Raw genomic sequence first — 16,382 nt, 5'->3', positions numbered from 1 at the left:
GTAACCAGTAACGGGTAACCGGCAACTGACTGACAACCGGTAACTGGCAACCGATTAATGCGGCAATTTCTCTACCCTAACCAAAATTGTAGGCGAGGAGAGGGCCTCTAGAAAGGAAACCACCGCATCCTTTTCTGCTTTACTCAACATTAAACCTTTTAACAACTTGTCGTTCTTAGGCAGTAGAGGGTTATTTATTTGTTCAGCCCTAACCCTCTGAACGGGCATGCCCACATTGTACATGTTCATCACACCATCCATATCAGGGAATAAACCATTATGGAACCAAGGCGCCGTTTTCATTACATTTCTTAATCCAGGCGTTTTAAATTTACCTACATCTTCAGGTTTCTTCGTTACGTTATATAAACCTAAGTCTTCATATTTACGTTTGAAATAAGTTAACCCATCGTTGTGGAACTCATTATCGGTAAATAACGGACCATTGTGGCAATTAATACAACGGGCTTTGGTGCGGAATAAATGTAAACCCACTAGCTGTTGATCGGTCAATGCATTCTTATCTCTAGCCAGGAAACGATCGAATGGGGTTCTCCTGCTTACAATGCTGCGTTGAAAAGTGGCCAGACTTTCGAATATTCTTTTATTGGTGATGGCCTTCGATCCAAATGCATCAACGAAGAATGGTTGATATCCTTTTATTTTGCTCAGCTTTTTGGGTAAAGCTTTCATATCCTGGTGCATCTCGTTATGTGCCGCCACAGGGCTTTCTGCTTGTTCTTCCAAACTCGCCGCTCGTCCATCCCAAAACAAACGTTTGTAAAACCAAACGTTTTCTAAAGAGGGTGCATTACGGATGTTCGTTAAGTGATCATGTCCAACAGAAACCTGACGACCATCAGACCAGTGTAAATCTGGTGCATGGCAGCTCGAGCAGGAAATTTGGTTTGATCCCGATAACCGAGGGTCAAAAAATAAAATTTTACCCAATTCAACTACCTTTTTAACGGAATCATTTTTTAAATCGACGGGAGAGGGTAGAAGTTCTCCTAATTCCTGAAAAATGGCTCCTTTATCTACGGTTGGCTTTGGCCATTGATCTGTAGGTTTCGAATAAACTTTGCGCAAGCTATCTATGCTCAGTTCCTCATCATCGTTGAAATTTGTTGATTGAAAAGATAACAGGGTTAATCCGGTAAAGATTAGGGCAAGCGTGAGGAAAACTTTATTCATAAGGCTAAAAATAGAGATTTAAGCTGATATTGGAAGAAAAGCGGTGTTTGCCGGGCTCAGAAATGATGGTTCTAGTTAGGTTTTGCTGCTCTAATTTCTTCATGTATGTAGCATTTATCTGAAGAGAAGCGATCATGTCTTTAAAAACAGAAAAGCCATACTCACCTGAAACTGCTCCGCCAATGTAAGAGGAAGTGTTGTAGAGGTAATCATGATAAATTACATACCTTGTGAAATATCCTTCATTCGCTTGTGCTACAGTAAAACGGTTACCCATTGGCATTTTGTAACTAGTAGAGATATTTGCTCCAAAAAAATTTTTATTTGATTGGTTTCTTTTTACCGATGATCCAATTTCCAAAAGCAAATTATTGTAAGAAACATTGTTTCCTCTTATGCCGTCAATCCGTTCCTGAGAAAACTGTAAAGCGTTAATATAATAATTGAATGAGTTTTTGTTAGCGGTTGTATTAAATAATATTTTGGCGTTAATTCGTTGACCAGCATAGATATAATTGTTAGCGCTAAATTCGAGATTTTGATCCCGGCCATCCAACTTTTCGTATACTAAATTTGCACCTACCCTAGTATTTTTGTTAAGTGATTTCAACCAACGCAAAGCTACATTCATTTTCTCGAGGTCGTAGTTTGAGAAATATTTGAAGCCTGTTCCGCTAGTTTGAAAATAACGCTGATTTTCTTTGATGTAACTTCCATATAAATTTATTTCGCCAAGGATATGGTTGCTGAAGTCAAGATATAAGTCAGCCCCTTGCCTTTTAAAATTATTAAAATATTTTCTGTCTGGACCAGCTAGCACTGGTCTACCTTCGCCATAACCGTTTATTAAGTGATTATAGTACATTGGGAATGACGAACTTTCATAATATCGTGGGTTTTTGTAAGCTACATTAATGTCCTCTCTTCCATAACCCGGACGATATCCCAATCCTATTTTAATTTCTCGAGATAACTGATATCCAACTGAGGCATTGATATCTAACTGATACTCATTCACTGCACCCCGTGGATCATTAGTAGAAAAGTGATTCGCTACATTATAATTACTTCCTAGCGCAAAAGTCAATCTGTTTTGTAGTATAGATTGACTTGCCATTGCGGTTATGTTATAAATACTTCGCTCATAGTGAACATAACCTGGTGATCCAAAATAATAAGGCGTTGTAAAATTATTTCTGGTTTGATGGGCAAAGCGGGTACTGTCCTCAAAGATTTTTCGGTATTGAAAGCTTCCAAATACTTTTACCGATTTCAGTTTTGTTGTTCCTTCAGTATATAATTGTCCTGATCTTATTTTTGTTGCACCCTGTGAAGGAATAAAGTTTCCTCTCTCAAAACTAAAGGCACCTCGAGCCATACTCATTTGATCAGGAAGTAAACTGAGATAATAAGCACTTTTCCTTGCAAATATTCTCCGCTGATTCTGAAGAGAATCCGTGTAAAAGTTAGCCGATAGAGAAGTCTGGCTTTCTCCAATCTTTTCTTGTCCACTCAATCCAAATGGGATAGAAGTTATTGCGAAAAGAATATAGCGTGTAATTTTTTTCATTAAGATTTAATGATTTAAGCAAGAAATCGGGCTTGATCAGTTCAAGCCCGATAAAAAGGATTTTATTTAAAACCTCTAGGGTTTGCAACCTCTAAAAAAGTAAAATCCTCAGTGCTATTGTTTGTGTCTTTTAAGATTATTCTGCCATTGATCGTTTTATCAGTTTTGCGAATAACAGATTGAGAAGTGTATTGTCCGGCTGGGTTGAATGCAAATCCAGCATCCAGATTAGCAGAGTATTTTTTAGGAACTCTTTTGTTTGCTTCTGTTGGCTGGACTTCTACAGCATCTAAAATATATTTTGCGGGGATTTGAAACACTTTTGAAGCAGTAGAACTTACAGTCAGTGTGGGTATCGCATATTGAGGAAAGTTTGCAGGGTTAACACCATCTGTAAATTTTAAAAGAGCGTAAGAGTATCTTCCATCTCCATCAAAAATCATATCATTTCCAAAATAATCAAAAACCTCAAGATTAGGAACCAAAGGATTGTCAACATCAGAAGCAAGTGGTCTAGTTACAAGAGAGCCATAGTGTGCCTCAAAATCCGCACCGCTTAAATCAACGGTAAGGGCGGGATTAAGTACCGAAATTGTCTTGCCGTCAAGGCCTGTGAAAGGACTTTTATGATTAATGGCGGACTGGGCGACAATAATGCTTTTGCCTGGTTGTACAGCGTACTGGCTTCCTGTACCAGGAATTTTTAAAAATGCTCTTACGTAGATGTAATCATTGTTAGCGTCTATTCCAGCAGGAATACCTTCTGCTTTATTCCAATCATATTGACCATTGGATAGCAGGTGGTGTCTTGGTGGAGTCGATACAGTGATAATCCCTGTAGTCTCAGTGAAACATAATCCATCTGCATACAATGTTTTATCACTATTGTTATAAAACTCAATAAAATTGTCGCGATAAGTTGCTCCATTCACCCTGTCAGAACCAGCATAGTAAATTTGTTTGATTACCCAATCGCTTATCGTTCCAGTAACTAGAGTTAGGTCTATGGTTTCAGTAAAACCAACACCAATAACTTTATTTTTTACTGAAGCATTGAAGGTTACATCATTAGGACTTTGAATCCCTGTAAGTGTGCTGTATCTCGCTGCTGTAATTGTGATGGTTGCATCAAGATCATAAGTTCCAGGGCTAAGCTGGGGTGCTACTAATTTTCCTTTGTCATTAGTAGTAAACTGCAAGGTGTTTTTGGTATCAACATTTGTCACTTTAACTTTTACCTCATTAAGAGGTAATTGGTAGCCACTGGTTTCAGTTCTATAAGAGACGTTCAAATTTAAGTCAACAGGTACAATCTCTGTTGTTTTTTCCTTCTTGCAAGAAGTGAGTGCAAAAACGCTGATTAATAAAAGTAGGTATTTTTTCATTATAAAATTAAGTTTAAAATATTAAAGTTTTATTGAGATTTCTGCCCCAAAATTTGGCGCAGTTCCAGGGAATACATAATTATTTGAGGCATTTATGTAGTAGGGCTGATAATTGAAAACATTAAAAACATTGAACGAGAATCGAAAACGTTTTTTAATGTCTTTGGCCACGCTTAAATGAAAATTAGGAATGATGCGTGGAATATCTTGGTCATTCAGTTCATTGGATGGAATAAAAAGGTGGCCATATTTTGGGTTGTTTGGATCAGGGTTTGTAAGCATAACTTCATTTCCATTTTGGCTAAAGTATCCTAATGGAATTCCCTGTGAAGCTTCGATATTTGTTTTTTGTAATAAAGAAAAATCAGCGGTAAAATTGATCATTAAGCCAATTTTAGGAATGTGTGTTGCTGAACTTATCCTTGCATTACTTAGATAGGAGATTCTCTTGGTTGCCTCATAAATACCAAGAATAGCATATTCCGGATCATTTGGGCGATCCTCAATCTCGGTGCCTAAACGGGGTTGATTGTTTTGGTAGTAAGTGCGGAAAAACCCCCCACTAATATTAAATGTAGTAGCCATTGGTTTAATTTGAGGGCTACTTAATATGAGTTCAATTCCCTGATTGTCGGATTTTAAATCATTGCTGAAATTGTGATATACAAAATTTACTTCTCTTGTGCCTGTTTGGGTTATAAGCGGCTTCTGGCCCGGTATAGCTGTAGCAACGTAATTTGGAACAGTTAAAAATTTTCTGTTTGAAATCGTTGAAATTCCATCTTTTGAATTTTTGTGAAACAGCGACAGCGACAAATTGAAATCTTTGATTTTAGTGCTTGTGCTTAGCTCGAACGTTTGACCATATGAAGGTTTTATGTTTGCACTTTCAGGATCATATCGCTCTACGTAAACCAAGTAAGTGCTTTCTGCTGCATTTCCATTGAATGCATTTACAAGTGGTACCTCGAAATAAGTTGGCCCCGGATATAGCTGTGAAAGTGATGGCGATTTATATGATAGTCCATAAGCGAAACCTATTCTAAAGTCTTTATTAATCTCGTAATTCATATTCAAACGCGGAGAAAAAGAAGGTAAAGAATTTTGCATATCATACCTGATCCCAGCCCTAACATTAAGATTTTTTTCAAAAAGATTCACTTTAAACTGATCTTCCAAGTATAAACCCAGGTTTTGCTGGGCATTAACTAGGTTAAAGTCATAGTATCGCTCTGAGCGGTTGGACTGAAGTGATGTCGACGAAACGGCTGTAAATGCCCTCGGACGATTAGGATCAAAAACCTGGCCCAGCCCTTTATTTTTTCCGTAATCGTAATTTACTCCGAATCCTAAAAAGTGGGTTACATCACCAGTTTTGAAATCAGCATTAAAATCCAGCCTTGCTGTAGCGTTTACAGGTCTTCCATCAATTAGCGATGCGGCTGTATAAATCCCTGGAGCGTAAGTTCCTTCATGTATTCCTGAAGTTGTAGCTTCAGAAATGATTACATAAGGTTCGTTGCGATTGGTTTCGCGATAACTTTCTTGGTGCCCTTCAGAATACCTTAAATTTAAAGAGATATTTTTTAAAAAATTTGTGTTAAGCGCATAAGATGTTCTGTTCGAGATTGCTGCATTCCAACTGTCAAATCGTACAATTGTTTGAGTAATATCATCAGGATCACTTCGTAGTCCATCCAAATTTCGGCCATAATCAGCACTGAAAGTGTTTTTAATTCTTTTTTCAGCTCCGAAAGTGTTGGTGTACATTAAAGAGGTGTTGATTCGTTTGTATGCTTTTAGTTTATCTCGGTTATCTGCCAGTGAATTAACGTAATTTACACCTACATTCATTGCACCGCCTTTTGGAGAAAGTTTAAATCCTTGAGAATAGCCGTAAGATGTAGCGTCATTCCTAATCTGCATCCGTAAATATGCAGGGGCTTTGCCGGCCTGTCGATCTACAATAACAGCGCCGTCACTCAAATCACCATATTTTGCAGGTGCAACCCCGGCGATAACCTCAATGTTTTCAATGTTATCTGCCGGTATCTGTCTTAAATCTGTTCCTCCAAATGCAAAATCGCCTGAATAACCTGAATTTGTAGCACCGCTTAAGCCATACGTGCCCGTTGATATCTGGTATGAGTTGCTACCTCCAATACCTGTAATACCCGGATTGAAACTTTGCATATTCATATTATTGCTGATTGCATTTCCATCTAAAATAATTGCAATTCCAAAAGAATTATTCAAGTCATAAGTTCCCCTCGTGTTTGCTGTAGTTGTAGCAAATGTCGATCGCAAGTTGATGTTTTGAACACTTTGTAAAGACGGCGAAACTATTTTTCTGTTGGGTATTTGATTCAATAAATCACTTAAACTTAAAGCTGGTGTTTGCTCTATAATATCCCTGGAAATTATTAGTGAGGAATTTGATTGTCCTTCATAGTTACGTTTAGCATTTATAGCAATAGTTTCCAAGCTTAGGTTAAGTTCCTTTAAAACAACATTGCCTAAGTTTACTCCATCCCCAAAAATCAGTACTTTTTTAGTTAACTTTTGATAGCTTATAAATGTGAACTCAAGCGTTAGTGTACTATTTGATAAATTTTTTACCGGTAGTTTAAACAAACCGTCCGAAGCAGTTATTCCATATTGATTGGTTTCAATAATTTTGATGTTGGTTGATGGGATCGGCTTTTTTTGCTGATCAACTACCCTACCTTCGACAAACATTCCTTGCTGCGCTTGGGCTGATATCGCAATAAACAGTAAAACAACTAGGTATAATCTTTTCAAGCAATATTGGTAATTATGGGTGCAGAAACTTAAACGTGAATCATTTTTTGCAAAGGTGTAAAAATTACACTTACCTTCCAATTTATTTAGACTAATTCTAGATAATTTAATATTTGCTATCTTAAATGTATCTAATTATGGCTTTTTCAAATTAACCTCATTGTGACAAAAGAAAATACTTTTGTTTAGGTTGTGATTATTTAAAAGGATAACTTTGCGGCTTCAAACCCACACAATGAGTGATCAGATAAAACACGAATGCGGAATCGCTTTTATTCGCCTGTTAAAACCACTTTCCTACTACCAGCAAAAGTACGGTACAGCACTTTACGGCCTTAACAAGTTATATCTTTTAATGGAAAAACAGCATAACCGGGGCCAGGATGGCGCAGGTATTGCCACCATTAAACTGGATATGAAACCTGGCAGTAGGTACATTAGCCGATACCGGAGCATGGCTTCGAATGCAGTAGCAGATATCTTCGAGTATGTTCAAAACAAATTCGTAGATATACAAGAAAACACACCTGAATTAATGCAGGATACAGAGTGGCTCAAAAACAATGTTAGCTTTATCGGCGAGGTGTTATTGGGCCATTTGCGTTATGGTACACATGGTAAAAATAGTATCGAAAACTGCCACCCTTTCTTAAGGCAAAACAACTGGATGACCCGTAACCTGGTTATTGCTGGTAACTTCAATATGACGAATGTTGATGAGTTATTGGAGCAACTATACGAGTTAGGTCAACATCCAAAAGAAAAAGCCGATACTGTTACTGTTTTAGAAAAAATTGGTCACTTTTTGGATGATGAAAATCAAGAACTTTTTGATCAATATAAAAAAGAAGGACACGATAACGTAGCCATCACGCACAAAATTTCTGATCATTTAGATATCGCAAATATTCTTCGCCGCTCGGCTAAAACCTGGGATGGTGGTTACTCTATCTGCGGTATGGTGGGTAATGGCGATTCATTCATCATGCGTGACCCAGCTGGTATTCGTCCGGCATATTACTATTATGATGATGAGATTGTGGTAGCCGCGTCTGAACGACCAGCACTACAAACTGCTTTCAACATCCAGTTTAAAGATGTTAAGGAGATCGATCCTGGTCATGCTTTAATTATCAAGAAAAATGGCGAGGTAAGCATGGAGCAATTCCGTGAGCCTACTGAAAGATTATCTTGTTCGTTCGAACGCATCTATTTCTCAAAAGGAAGTGATGTAGAAATTTACCGTGAACGCAAGCAATTAGGTCGTTTATTGAGCGATAAAATTCTTCAGGCCGTTAACTACGATTTAAAAAATACCGTTTTCTCTTTCATTCCGAACACTGCTGAAGTGGCTTTCTTCGGTATGGTTGACGGTGTGCAACAATATGTGCGCAGGCACCAAAAAGATATTCTTCTACATAAAAAAGAGGAGTTATCCGATGAGCAGCTGGAGGAATTGTTGTCTCTTGCACCCCGCGTTGAAAAGCTGGCTGTAAAAGATGTGAAACTGCGAACTTTTATTACGCAGGATGCGGATAGAAGTGAAATGGTGGCCCACGTTTATGATACCACTTATGGTATTATCAATAACCATCAGGATACTTTGGTAGCCTTGGACGATTCTATTGTTCGGGGTACTACCTTAAAGCAAAGTATTATCAAAATCGTGGATCGTTTACATCCTAAGAAAATTATCATTGTTTCATCGGCACCTCAAATCCGTTACCCGGATTGTTATGGTATTGATATGAGCAGAATGGGGCAGTTTGTTGCTTTCGATGCTGCAATTCAGTTATTAACTGAGCGTGGCATGTGGCAGGTGATCGAAGATGTTTATGCAAAATGTAAAGCTTCATTATTACTTCCGAAAGAAGAAATCGTGAATCATGTAAAAGAGATTTACAAACCCTTCACCCCGGAAGAAATTTCAGCTAAAATTGCACAAATTATTACTCCTAAAGGCACTGTGGCTGAGGTAGAAGTAATTTATCAAAGTTTGGAGAACTTGCATGAAGCTTGTCCGAAAAACAAAGGTGACTGGTATTTCTCTGGTAATTATCCAACTCCAGGTGGCAATAAAGTGGTGAACAAAGCTTTCATTAACTGGAAAGAAGGGAATAATCAAAGAGCTTATTAATCCTTTGATATTTTGAATAAAAATAGCCCAAAATTATGCGAGGGCACTGGAAAAGTCCCTTCAAGATTGGGTCAGAAAAAAGGAGTAGAAATTAATAATTTCTGCTCCTTTTTTTGTATTTTAAAGGTGTACCAGAACGGCTTTTAAAATGCTTCTTCAACAACAAAAAATCCAGTTTAGCGAATTTTCCAGGCTCTACGATGTGATTGTCACCAAGGAGAATCTGCTTCGCAAAATCAACGAGCTTATAGATTTTGGTTTTATATATAACGAGCTTTTGGACAAATATTGTCAGGACAATGGGCGTGCGGCAGAGAGTCCTGTCCGCATGTTCAAATATCTGCTTTTGAAAACGATATTTACCGTTTCGGAGGTATCCATAAAATCAGGCCTGCACAAGGAGCAGATGATCTTTCAGGAGACTGAATATTACAGGGACAAAGCCCGGCACCGATACAAGATTGAAGCCAAAAACAGCGAGTTAAAAAACGTCCACGGATATGGACGGGGAATAGACGGCATGGAAATGCAGGGTGCACTTGCTATTTTCACTGTAAACCTGAAAGGAATCATCAAACTGGCTATCTAGAAGCCAAAATAGTGTCAAATAAAGACCCAAAACTTCATATTCCAATGTCAGCACACAAAAGCAAACTTACAGACTAGAAAATAAAACCCATTAAATAAAAAATCGATCAAGTGAAAACATGTTCACATGATCGATTCTCAAAGTTAACCCACTAAAGGAGGTAACTTTTTCAGTGCCCTCATTTATGCGGGCTATTTTTTTTGCCCTAAAAATGTAAATTCATTTGTGTTTGATATTATATAGAAAGTGACACTATTACCCCGTTATTAGAGATTTTAAGTCCCGTTTGGTAAACGTTTTATCATCCTTTTTTCTTGTAGATTGCATATCTTCTTTGACAGCGAAAAACATTTAGAAGGGTGTAAATGTTAATTTTCCATTATGAAAAACCTAATAAAATTTTTCCTGATATCTACCGTTTGTTTAGGCTTAAGCTGTTCTGAAAGTAATCAACAACAGGTTACAAACGCTATCGATAATACAAGCGATAGTATTTCAACTAAGCTTTCTGAATTGAATGATACCTTAAAAAATGTAAAAGAAGATATCAAGAGCCATATTCCTAAAGTAGAAATAAATGTGAGCAAACGCGTTCCGATAAGTTTACAATGGATCAGTTTCGAAAGTGAAAAGGGTTCGGCCGAAATCCTTAAAAAGGACAGTAAATGGTTTTCAATAAAGGGGGAGCAAACGAATACCGACAATGAATATCTTAAAATTGATGGTCGTTTGAAAAGATTGGATTCCAACAGAATTTCCTTCGAAGGAACGATAATCACGTATATTAAAGATAATAATGGCGGTGTTCCTTGTGAAAAAACTGATGCTCAGGTATTTTTTAAAAAAGGCAGCCGTTCCTATTATCGTTTGCAAAAAATGGAAAACTGCGCTGGTGGGAGGCTTTTGGATTATGTTGATATTTATAATCTCGATGACGTACTTTAGTGAGTGTTCTTATGCATAAAACTGAACATATGTTTTGTAAATAAGCCAGAAAGCAAATAGAATAATAATTACCCCTGCAATTTTATTAAGTGTTTTTAGGGCATCTTCCTTTATTTTGTATCTGAGTTTACTTGAATAGAAACTCTTTGCTCCATCTATGCTCAGTTGAGTAACCATCGCGATAAAAAAGCAAACCAATTTTTCGTTCAGCATGTTATTTAGCTTAACAGAAATAATTCCGCTTACAATAATCCAGAACATTAAGGTAGAAGGAGTGAGGATACACATCAAAAATCCTTTTAAAACATAACCTCTCTTACTGATCTTCTGGAGGGTTGCGGAATCGTAATTAACCTTCATTTTCGAAACCAGATAATATATTCCTACCGCGAGTAAGAAAATCCCGCCGATAGTACCGACATATTTGTCGAAGCTAGCTTTATAATCAAAAAACTGACTTCCAAAAAGGACTAATGCGATTAATATAACATCACTAATTATAACCCCAATAGCTAAAGAAAACCCTGCCATAAAGCCTCTTTCTATACTGGTTTTAATCATTGCAAAAAATACCGGACCTGTTAAAAACGACGAAATAATCCCTGCCCCAATACCTAATAATATGGCTTCAAACATGTATTGTATTGTTTATAATATGCGAATATGCAATTTTATACCTAAAGATGGTACATTTATTTTTGTTGCATAAGTTGCATAAAAGTTACTATTTTTTAATTTTTTTTATCTAAGTTTAGCCCCACTAAAACTATATTTTAAACATGAGTTCAGAACAAACACAAACCAAGTGGGCCCAATTTATTCCCTTGGTAACCGTATTCTTTTTTTGGGGCTTCGTTGCCGCAAGTAATGATATTTTAATTCCGGTTTTCAAGAAGGCTTTTGATTTATCACAAGCTGAAAGTCAGTTGGTTTCACTGGCATTTTATATTGCATACACCGTGGGTGCGCTTATCTATAACGGAATTTCAGTGCTAATCGGGCAAGACATTGTAAATAAACTAGGCTATAAAAACTCGCTTGCGTTAGGTCTCGTGATTTCGGCATTAGGTACACTATTATTTTATCCGGCGGCAAATTTGGCATCGTTCCCGCTAATGTTATCCGGTTTATTTATTGTTGCATTAGGTTTTTCGCTACAGCAAACCGTTGCCAATCCCTTAGCAATTGCATTGGGTCCAATTAAAACGGGCTCACAGCGACTCACCCTTGCAGGCGGTATCAATAACTTCGGAACTACTATTGGACCGCTTATTGTAAGTTTTGCCATTTTCGGTTCGGCAGCAAATGCAAGTTCAGATATTAGTATAGAAAGTGTTAAGATTCCTTATCTAATTCTGGGGGTTGCCTTCATTGCTGTCGCGATATTCTTAAAATTATCTTCTTTACCAGATAGACCAGCGTTGGTTGAAGCGAAAATAGAAGAAAAAGGGGCAAAGGGATCTGCCTTGAAGTTCCCACAATTGGTTTTGGGGATGATTGCAATTTTTGTTTATGTTGGTGTTGAAGTATCAACGGCGAGTAATTTGCCAGCTTATATGGAGAAAGATTTAGGTTTCGCACTGCATGATATTGCACCTTATATTTCGCTATACTGGGCAAGTATGATGATTGGTAGATGGACCGGAGCTGTAGAAGCTTTCACCGATAACATCCAGACTCAAAAAATATTAAGATTTGTTGCGCCATATTTAGCTTTTGGAATTTTCTTAGCGGTTAATGCAATTGCCGATCACGATCTGGCTCCATTCTACGTTTACGGATTAATCATTTTAGTATTGATTATTGCTGATATGGCGAGTAAAGGAAATCCGGCAAGAATGCTATTAATATTTTCTGCAATTGGCATACTTGCTTTACTTATCGGAATGTTTACCACTGGAATGGTTAGTGTTTATGCCATCACAAGCGTAGGTTTATTTTGTAGCACATTGTGGCCATGTATTTTCACTTTAGCAGTAAGTGGTTTAGGAAAACACACCAGTCAGGGAAGTAGTTTCCTAATTATGATGATTATGGGCGGCGGAATTATCAGCTGGTTACAAGGTGCAGTATCGGAGTATACTGGTATTCAATATAGTTACATTGTTGGTATTCTGTGTTTCGCATATCTTGCTTTTTACGCCTGGAGAGTAAGTGGAATTTTAAGATCACAAGGAATTAATTTTGATCAGAAAATTTCTGGCGGACATTAATTTTTAATAAAGTATTTTTACAGCCACGAAGTTAAACTGCTTCGTGGCTTTTTTATTTTAAGCATGACTAATAAACCAAGTTTCGATACCATATTTATGAATCTCGCTACTGATTTAGCGGAACGTTCGCATTGCGTACGTGCCCATGTTGGTGCGGTTTTAACAAAAGATACCAGAATCATCTCTATTGGGTATAATGGGCCGCCGGCAGGAACACATAATTGTGACGAAGAATGGCCAGAACACGGTTGTGCAAGAGACAGCAAGGGAAGCTGTTCTTTGGCGCTTCATGCAGAAGAAAATGCTATTTTATACGCTTCCAAAAATGGCTCCAAGATTGAAGGATGCACACTCTATACCACCTTATCACCATGCATCGCCTGTGCCAGATTAATTTTATCATCAGGAATTAAACTGGTCTATTATTCAAAATCTTACGCAGCATACAAAGGTTTGCCGAGTGATGAAGGTGTTGATTTCTTGATGAAGTTTGGGGTAGAGGTAATGTTAATGGAAAGCTAAACTGTAAATTGATAATTGTTAGAATTAATGAAGTATGGAAGTGTCGAGCTGCTGATAACAACCGGTAACTGAAAACCAGTAACGAACAATAGATTTGATTATAAATAACGATAAAACAATTTAACAATTCCCTTTCTTTATCTATCTTTGCGGATGCAAGAAAAAATCATTATCGTCGATTTTGGTTCGCAATTTACACAACTCATCGCTCGTAGAGTTCGCGAACTAAATATTTACTGTGAAATATATCCATTCAACAATCTTCCTGAAATTACCGAGGATGTAAAAGGTGTTATCTTTTCAGGTAGCCCATATTCAGTTCGTCAGGATGATGCTCCACAAATTGATCTATCAAACTATCATACCAAATATCCATTATTGGCTGTATGTTATGGTGCCCAATATATTGCGCAACAAACTGGTGGTCAGGTTCGCGCTTCTTCAACACGCGAATATGGTCGTGCAAACTTAAGCTTTGTTAACCAGGAAAATAAACTTTTCAAGGGTATAAACATTGATTCTCAGGTTTGGATGAGCCATGGCGATACCATTACAGATTTGCCAGAAAATGCAGAATTAATTGCCAGCACAGAGAGCGTTAAGGTTGCCGCTTATCACATTAAAGATTCTAATACTTATGCGATACAATTTCACCCTGAAGTAACACACAGTATTGATGGAAAAGTTCTATTGGAGAACTTTCTGGTAGATATTTGTGGCTGTAGCCAGGATTGGACTTCAACAGCATTTATTGAAACCACCATTGCTGAACTGCAAGCTACACTAGGCAATGATAAAGTTGTTTTGGGCTTATCTGGCGGTGTTGATAGTAGTGTTGCTGCGGTTTTATTGCATAAAGCAATTGGTGCAAATTTACATTGCATCTTTGTTGATAATGGTTTGCTTCGTAAAGATGAATATGCTCAGGTATTGGAGCAATACAAACACATGGGTTTAAACATCAAAGGCATTGATGCTAAAGACCGCTTTTTAAGTCAGCTAGCTGGTGTTACCGATCCTGAATTGAAACGTAAAGCCATTGGTCGTGTTTTCATTGAGGTTTTTGATGATGCTGCACACGAGGTAACTGGTGTAAACTGGTTAGGTCAGGGTACTATCTATCCTGATGTAATCGAGTCAATCTCTGTTAACGGTCCATCTGCTACTATAAAATCACATCATAATGTGGGTGGTTTGCCCGATTTTATGAAGTTAAAAGTTGTGGAGCCATTAAAAACACTGTTTAAAGATGAGGTAAGAAGAGTTGGTAAAGCTTTAGGTATTGATGATGTGATATTAGGTCGCCATCCTTTCCCTGGGCCAGGTTTAGGAATCCGTATTTTGGGAGAAGTTACAGCAGAGAAGGTTGCTATTTTACAAGATGCAGACGCGATTTATATCAACGAGCTTAAAGCTGCTGGCTTATACGATAAAGTTTGGCAGGCAGGTTCTATCTTTTTGCCGGTTCAATCGGTAGGGGTAATGGGCGATGAGCGTACTTACGAAAACGTAATTGCGCTTAGAGCTGTTGAATCAGTGGATGGCATGACAGCCGACTGGTGCCATTTGCCGTATCCATTATTGGCGAAGATTTCCAATGAAATTATCAATAAGGTTAAAGGAATTAATAGGGTGGTATACGATATCAGCTCGAAACCACCTGCAACTATTGAGTGGGAATAAGATTGGAGGATCCTGATTTTTAAATCTTAAAAATCATTTAAAACAAGTATTGGAGTATGCTAGCAAAGTGAATAAACTTTTGCTGGCATATTTTGTTAAAAAGATAGGTATGAATTTAAAAAACAGTTACTGGATATTACTTCTATTCACTTTGGTTTTGGGTGCTTGCTCACCGAAAATAAGAACACCCAAACCACCAACCAGCAAACCTGTTGAAAAGGAAAAACCTGAAGAAAAAAAGAAACCTGTAAAGAAGTTTACTCAAGCTAGCATCTCATTATTAGCACCATTTAGACTTGATGAAATCAATTTAAAAACCGCTACCAAGGCAGATGTAGAAAAGTATGCAATGCCGATTGATTTTTATCAGGGATTTAAGCTTGGGATTGATTCAGCGGCTGCATCGGGACTAAACTTTAAATTGAATGTTTTTGATACACAGGATGATAATGCCCATATTTCGATGCTTTATAAAAATGAGCGTTTTAAACAAAGCAACTTAATTGTGGGGCCTGTTTTTCCTGATGGACAAAAATTTATTGCATCCTATTCCAAAGAAAATAATATCCCGGTAGTTTCGCCTTTAGCGGCTTCAAGTCCATTGGAATTCAATAATCCAAATCTGATTTCGATTGTTAATAATATCGATTTGCATGGTAAGAAAATAGCAAGCTACATCACCAGAAATTTCAACCCTGCTAATACGATTGTGGTTCTAATCAACCCTAGAAAAAGTGAGGATGAGCAGTTTGCTGCTCCTTTGAGAACATATTTGCAAAGTAATCCTAAATTTATTGTGCAGGAGTATGCATCGGCATATACCTTCGAAACCAAAATGATAAAAGGCAAACAATATGCAGTTATTGTTACTTCAGCGGATAGAGCCTTCGTTTTACCTACCGTAGAGAAACTGTATAAATTAAAAAATCTTCCTACAGGAGGTTATAATATAAACCTATTTGGTCATCCAAACTGGGTGAAACAAAATTATCCAACAGAAAAGGTACAGGCATTAAATACGATAGTGAGTTCATCCTATAAAATTGATTATAAAAGCACTGCTGTAACCTCATTTATAAAAAAATATCGGCGCCAATATGGCTTTGAACCTGGAGAATATGCTTTTAAAGGTTTCGATATTGGGGTTTATTTCGGTAAACTGCTAGATCAGTACGGTGAAAATTATTTGGAGTACATTACCAAAGAAAAGTACAAAGGTTTACATAACAATTTTTCTTTTATTCATGATGAAAAATTAGGCTATATTAATACCAGTTTAATGCTTTTGAAGTATAAAAACTTTGCCCTAAATATTATCGAATAATATTATTACTTCCTGTTT

General features: G+C 37.3%; 11 protein-coding genes and 1 pseudogene. 7 read left to right on the top strand and 5 right to left on the bottom strand.

Translation table 11 applies throughout. The features are described 5' to 3' along the window. Positions 1-54: 54 nt before the first annotated feature. The 4 genes from AC3ITD_RS12670 to AC3ITD_RS12655 all read right to left on the bottom strand — a co-directional run bounded on the left by AC3ITD_RS12670 (position 55) and on the right by AC3ITD_RS12655 (position 6,951). A complete protein-coding gene (locus AC3ITD_RS12670; protein WP_489360184.1) occupies positions 55-1,194 on the bottom strand; it encodes a cytochrome-c peroxidase in 1,140 nt (379 codons plus the stop codon). Positions 1,195-1,198: 4 nt separating this feature from the next. After that, positions 1,199-2,764: a DUF6850 family outer membrane beta-barrel protein gene (locus AC3ITD_RS12665; protein ID WP_489360182.1), complete on the bottom strand. Its 1,566-nt coding sequence runs from the start codon at positions 2,762-2,764 to the stop codon at positions 1,199-1,201. Between the two features lie 62 nt (positions 2,765-2,826). After that, positions 2,827-4,149: a DUF4876 domain-containing protein gene (locus AC3ITD_RS12660; RefSeq protein ID WP_265800913.1), complete on the bottom strand. Its 1,323-nt coding sequence runs from the start codon at positions 4,147-4,149 to the stop codon at positions 2,827-2,829. Between the two features lie 21 nt (positions 4,150-4,170). Next, positions 4,171-6,951, bottom strand: coding sequence for a TonB-dependent receptor (locus tag AC3ITD_RS12655; RefSeq protein WP_489360180.1), 2,781 nt, complete (start codon positions 6,949-6,951; stop codon positions 4,171-4,173). 235 nt (positions 6,952-7,186) lie between these two features. Here AC3ITD_RS12655 and AC3ITD_RS12650 point away from each other — a divergent pair, with 235 nt between their 5' ends. The 3 genes and pseudogenes from AC3ITD_RS12650 to AC3ITD_RS12640 all read left to right on the top strand — a co-directional run bounded on the left by AC3ITD_RS12650 (position 7,187) and on the right by AC3ITD_RS12640 (position 10,622). Continuing rightward, on the top strand, positions 7,187-9,088 hold the full coding sequence (locus tag AC3ITD_RS12650) for an amidophosphoribosyltransferase (protein WP_056849393.1): 1,902 nt from the start codon (positions 7,187-7,189) through the stop codon (positions 9,086-9,088). Positions 9,089-9,236: 148 nt separating this feature from the next. Beyond that, positions 9,237-9,470, top strand: a pseudogene (locus tag AC3ITD_RS12645) (transposase); the annotation flags it as partial. A gap of 588 nt (positions 9,471-10,058) precedes the next feature. Beyond that, positions 10,059-10,622, top strand: a complete 564-nt coding sequence (locus AC3ITD_RS12640; protein WP_265800911.1) for a hypothetical protein — start codon at positions 10,059-10,061, stop codon at positions 10,620-10,622. A gap of 9 nt (positions 10,623-10,631) precedes the next feature. Here the strand turns inward: AC3ITD_RS12640 and AC3ITD_RS12635 are convergent, their stop codons facing one another. Next, positions 10,632-11,258: a LysE family translocator gene (locus tag AC3ITD_RS12635; protein WP_056849395.1), complete on the bottom strand. Its 627-nt coding sequence runs from the start codon at positions 11,256-11,258 to the stop codon at positions 10,632-10,634. Positions 11,259-11,401: 143 nt separating this feature from the next. Between AC3ITD_RS12635 and AC3ITD_RS12630 the strand changes: the two genes are divergently transcribed. The 4 genes from AC3ITD_RS12630 (at position 11,402) to AC3ITD_RS12615 (ending at position 16,364) form a co-directional block, all read left to right on the top strand. Beyond that, positions 11,402-12,835, top strand: coding sequence for an MFS transporter (locus AC3ITD_RS12630; protein WP_056849396.1), 1,434 nt, complete (start codon positions 11,402-11,404; stop codon positions 12,833-12,835). A 63-nt stretch (positions 12,836-12,898) separates the two neighbouring features. Then, positions 12,899-13,357: a deoxycytidylate deaminase gene (locus AC3ITD_RS12625; RefSeq protein ID WP_265800908.1), complete on the top strand. Its 459-nt coding sequence runs from the start codon at positions 12,899-12,901 to the stop codon at positions 13,355-13,357. A 153-nt stretch (positions 13,358-13,510) separates the two neighbouring features. Further along, positions 13,511-15,040 (top strand): glutamine-hydrolyzing GMP synthase, encoded by a 1,530-nt coding sequence (guaA, locus tag AC3ITD_RS12620; protein ID WP_056849398.1) that lies wholly within the window; start codon positions 13,511-13,513, stop codon positions 15,038-15,040. A gap of 109 nt (positions 15,041-15,149) precedes the next feature. Next, positions 15,150-16,364 (top strand): ABC transporter substrate-binding protein, encoded by a 1,215-nt coding sequence (locus tag AC3ITD_RS12615; protein ID WP_489360175.1) that lies wholly within the window; start codon positions 15,150-15,152, stop codon positions 16,362-16,364. Positions 16,365-16,382: the final 18 nt, after the last annotated feature.

The organism is Pedobacter sp. KH_004, assembly GCF_057840755.1.
This window is presented reverse-complemented; position numbering and strand designations above follow the sequence as displayed.

Excerpts from the sequence above, each read along its gene's own strand:
- AC3ITD_RS12670 (WP_489360184.1), bottom strand. The coding sequence starts at position 1,194 with ATGAATAAAGTTTTCCTCACGCTTGCCCTAATCTTTACCGGATTAACC.
- AC3ITD_RS12665 (WP_489360182.1), bottom strand. The coding sequence starts at position 2,764 with ATGAAAAAAATTACACGCTATATTCTTTTCGCAATAACTTCTATCCCA.
- AC3ITD_RS12660 (WP_265800913.1), bottom strand. The coding sequence starts at position 4,149 with ATGAAAAAATACCTACTTTTATTAATCAGCGTTTTTGCACTCACTTCT.
- AC3ITD_RS12650 (WP_056849393.1), top strand. The coding sequence starts at position 7,187 with ATGAGTGATCAGATAAAACACGAATGCGGAATCGCTTTTATTCGCCTG.
- AC3ITD_RS12640 (WP_265800911.1), top strand. The coding sequence starts at position 10,059 with ATGAAAAACCTAATAAAATTTTTCCTGATATCTACCGTTTGTTTAGGC.
- AC3ITD_RS12635 (WP_056849395.1), bottom strand. The coding sequence starts at position 11,258 with ATGTTTGAAGCCATATTATTAGGTATTGGGGCAGGGATTATTTCGTCG.
- AC3ITD_RS12630 (WP_056849396.1), top strand. The coding sequence starts at position 11,402 with ATGAGTTCAGAACAAACACAAACCAAGTGGGCCCAATTTATTCCCTTG.
- AC3ITD_RS12625 (WP_265800908.1), top strand. The coding sequence starts at position 12,899 with ATGACTAATAAACCAAGTTTCGATACCATATTTATGAATCTCGCTACT.
- guaA (WP_056849398.1), top strand. The coding sequence starts at position 13,511 with ATGCAAGAAAAAATCATTATCGTCGATTTTGGTTCGCAATTTACACAA.
- AC3ITD_RS12615 (WP_489360175.1), top strand. The coding sequence starts at position 15,150 with ATGAATTTAAAAAACAGTTACTGGATATTACTTCTATTCACTTTGGTT.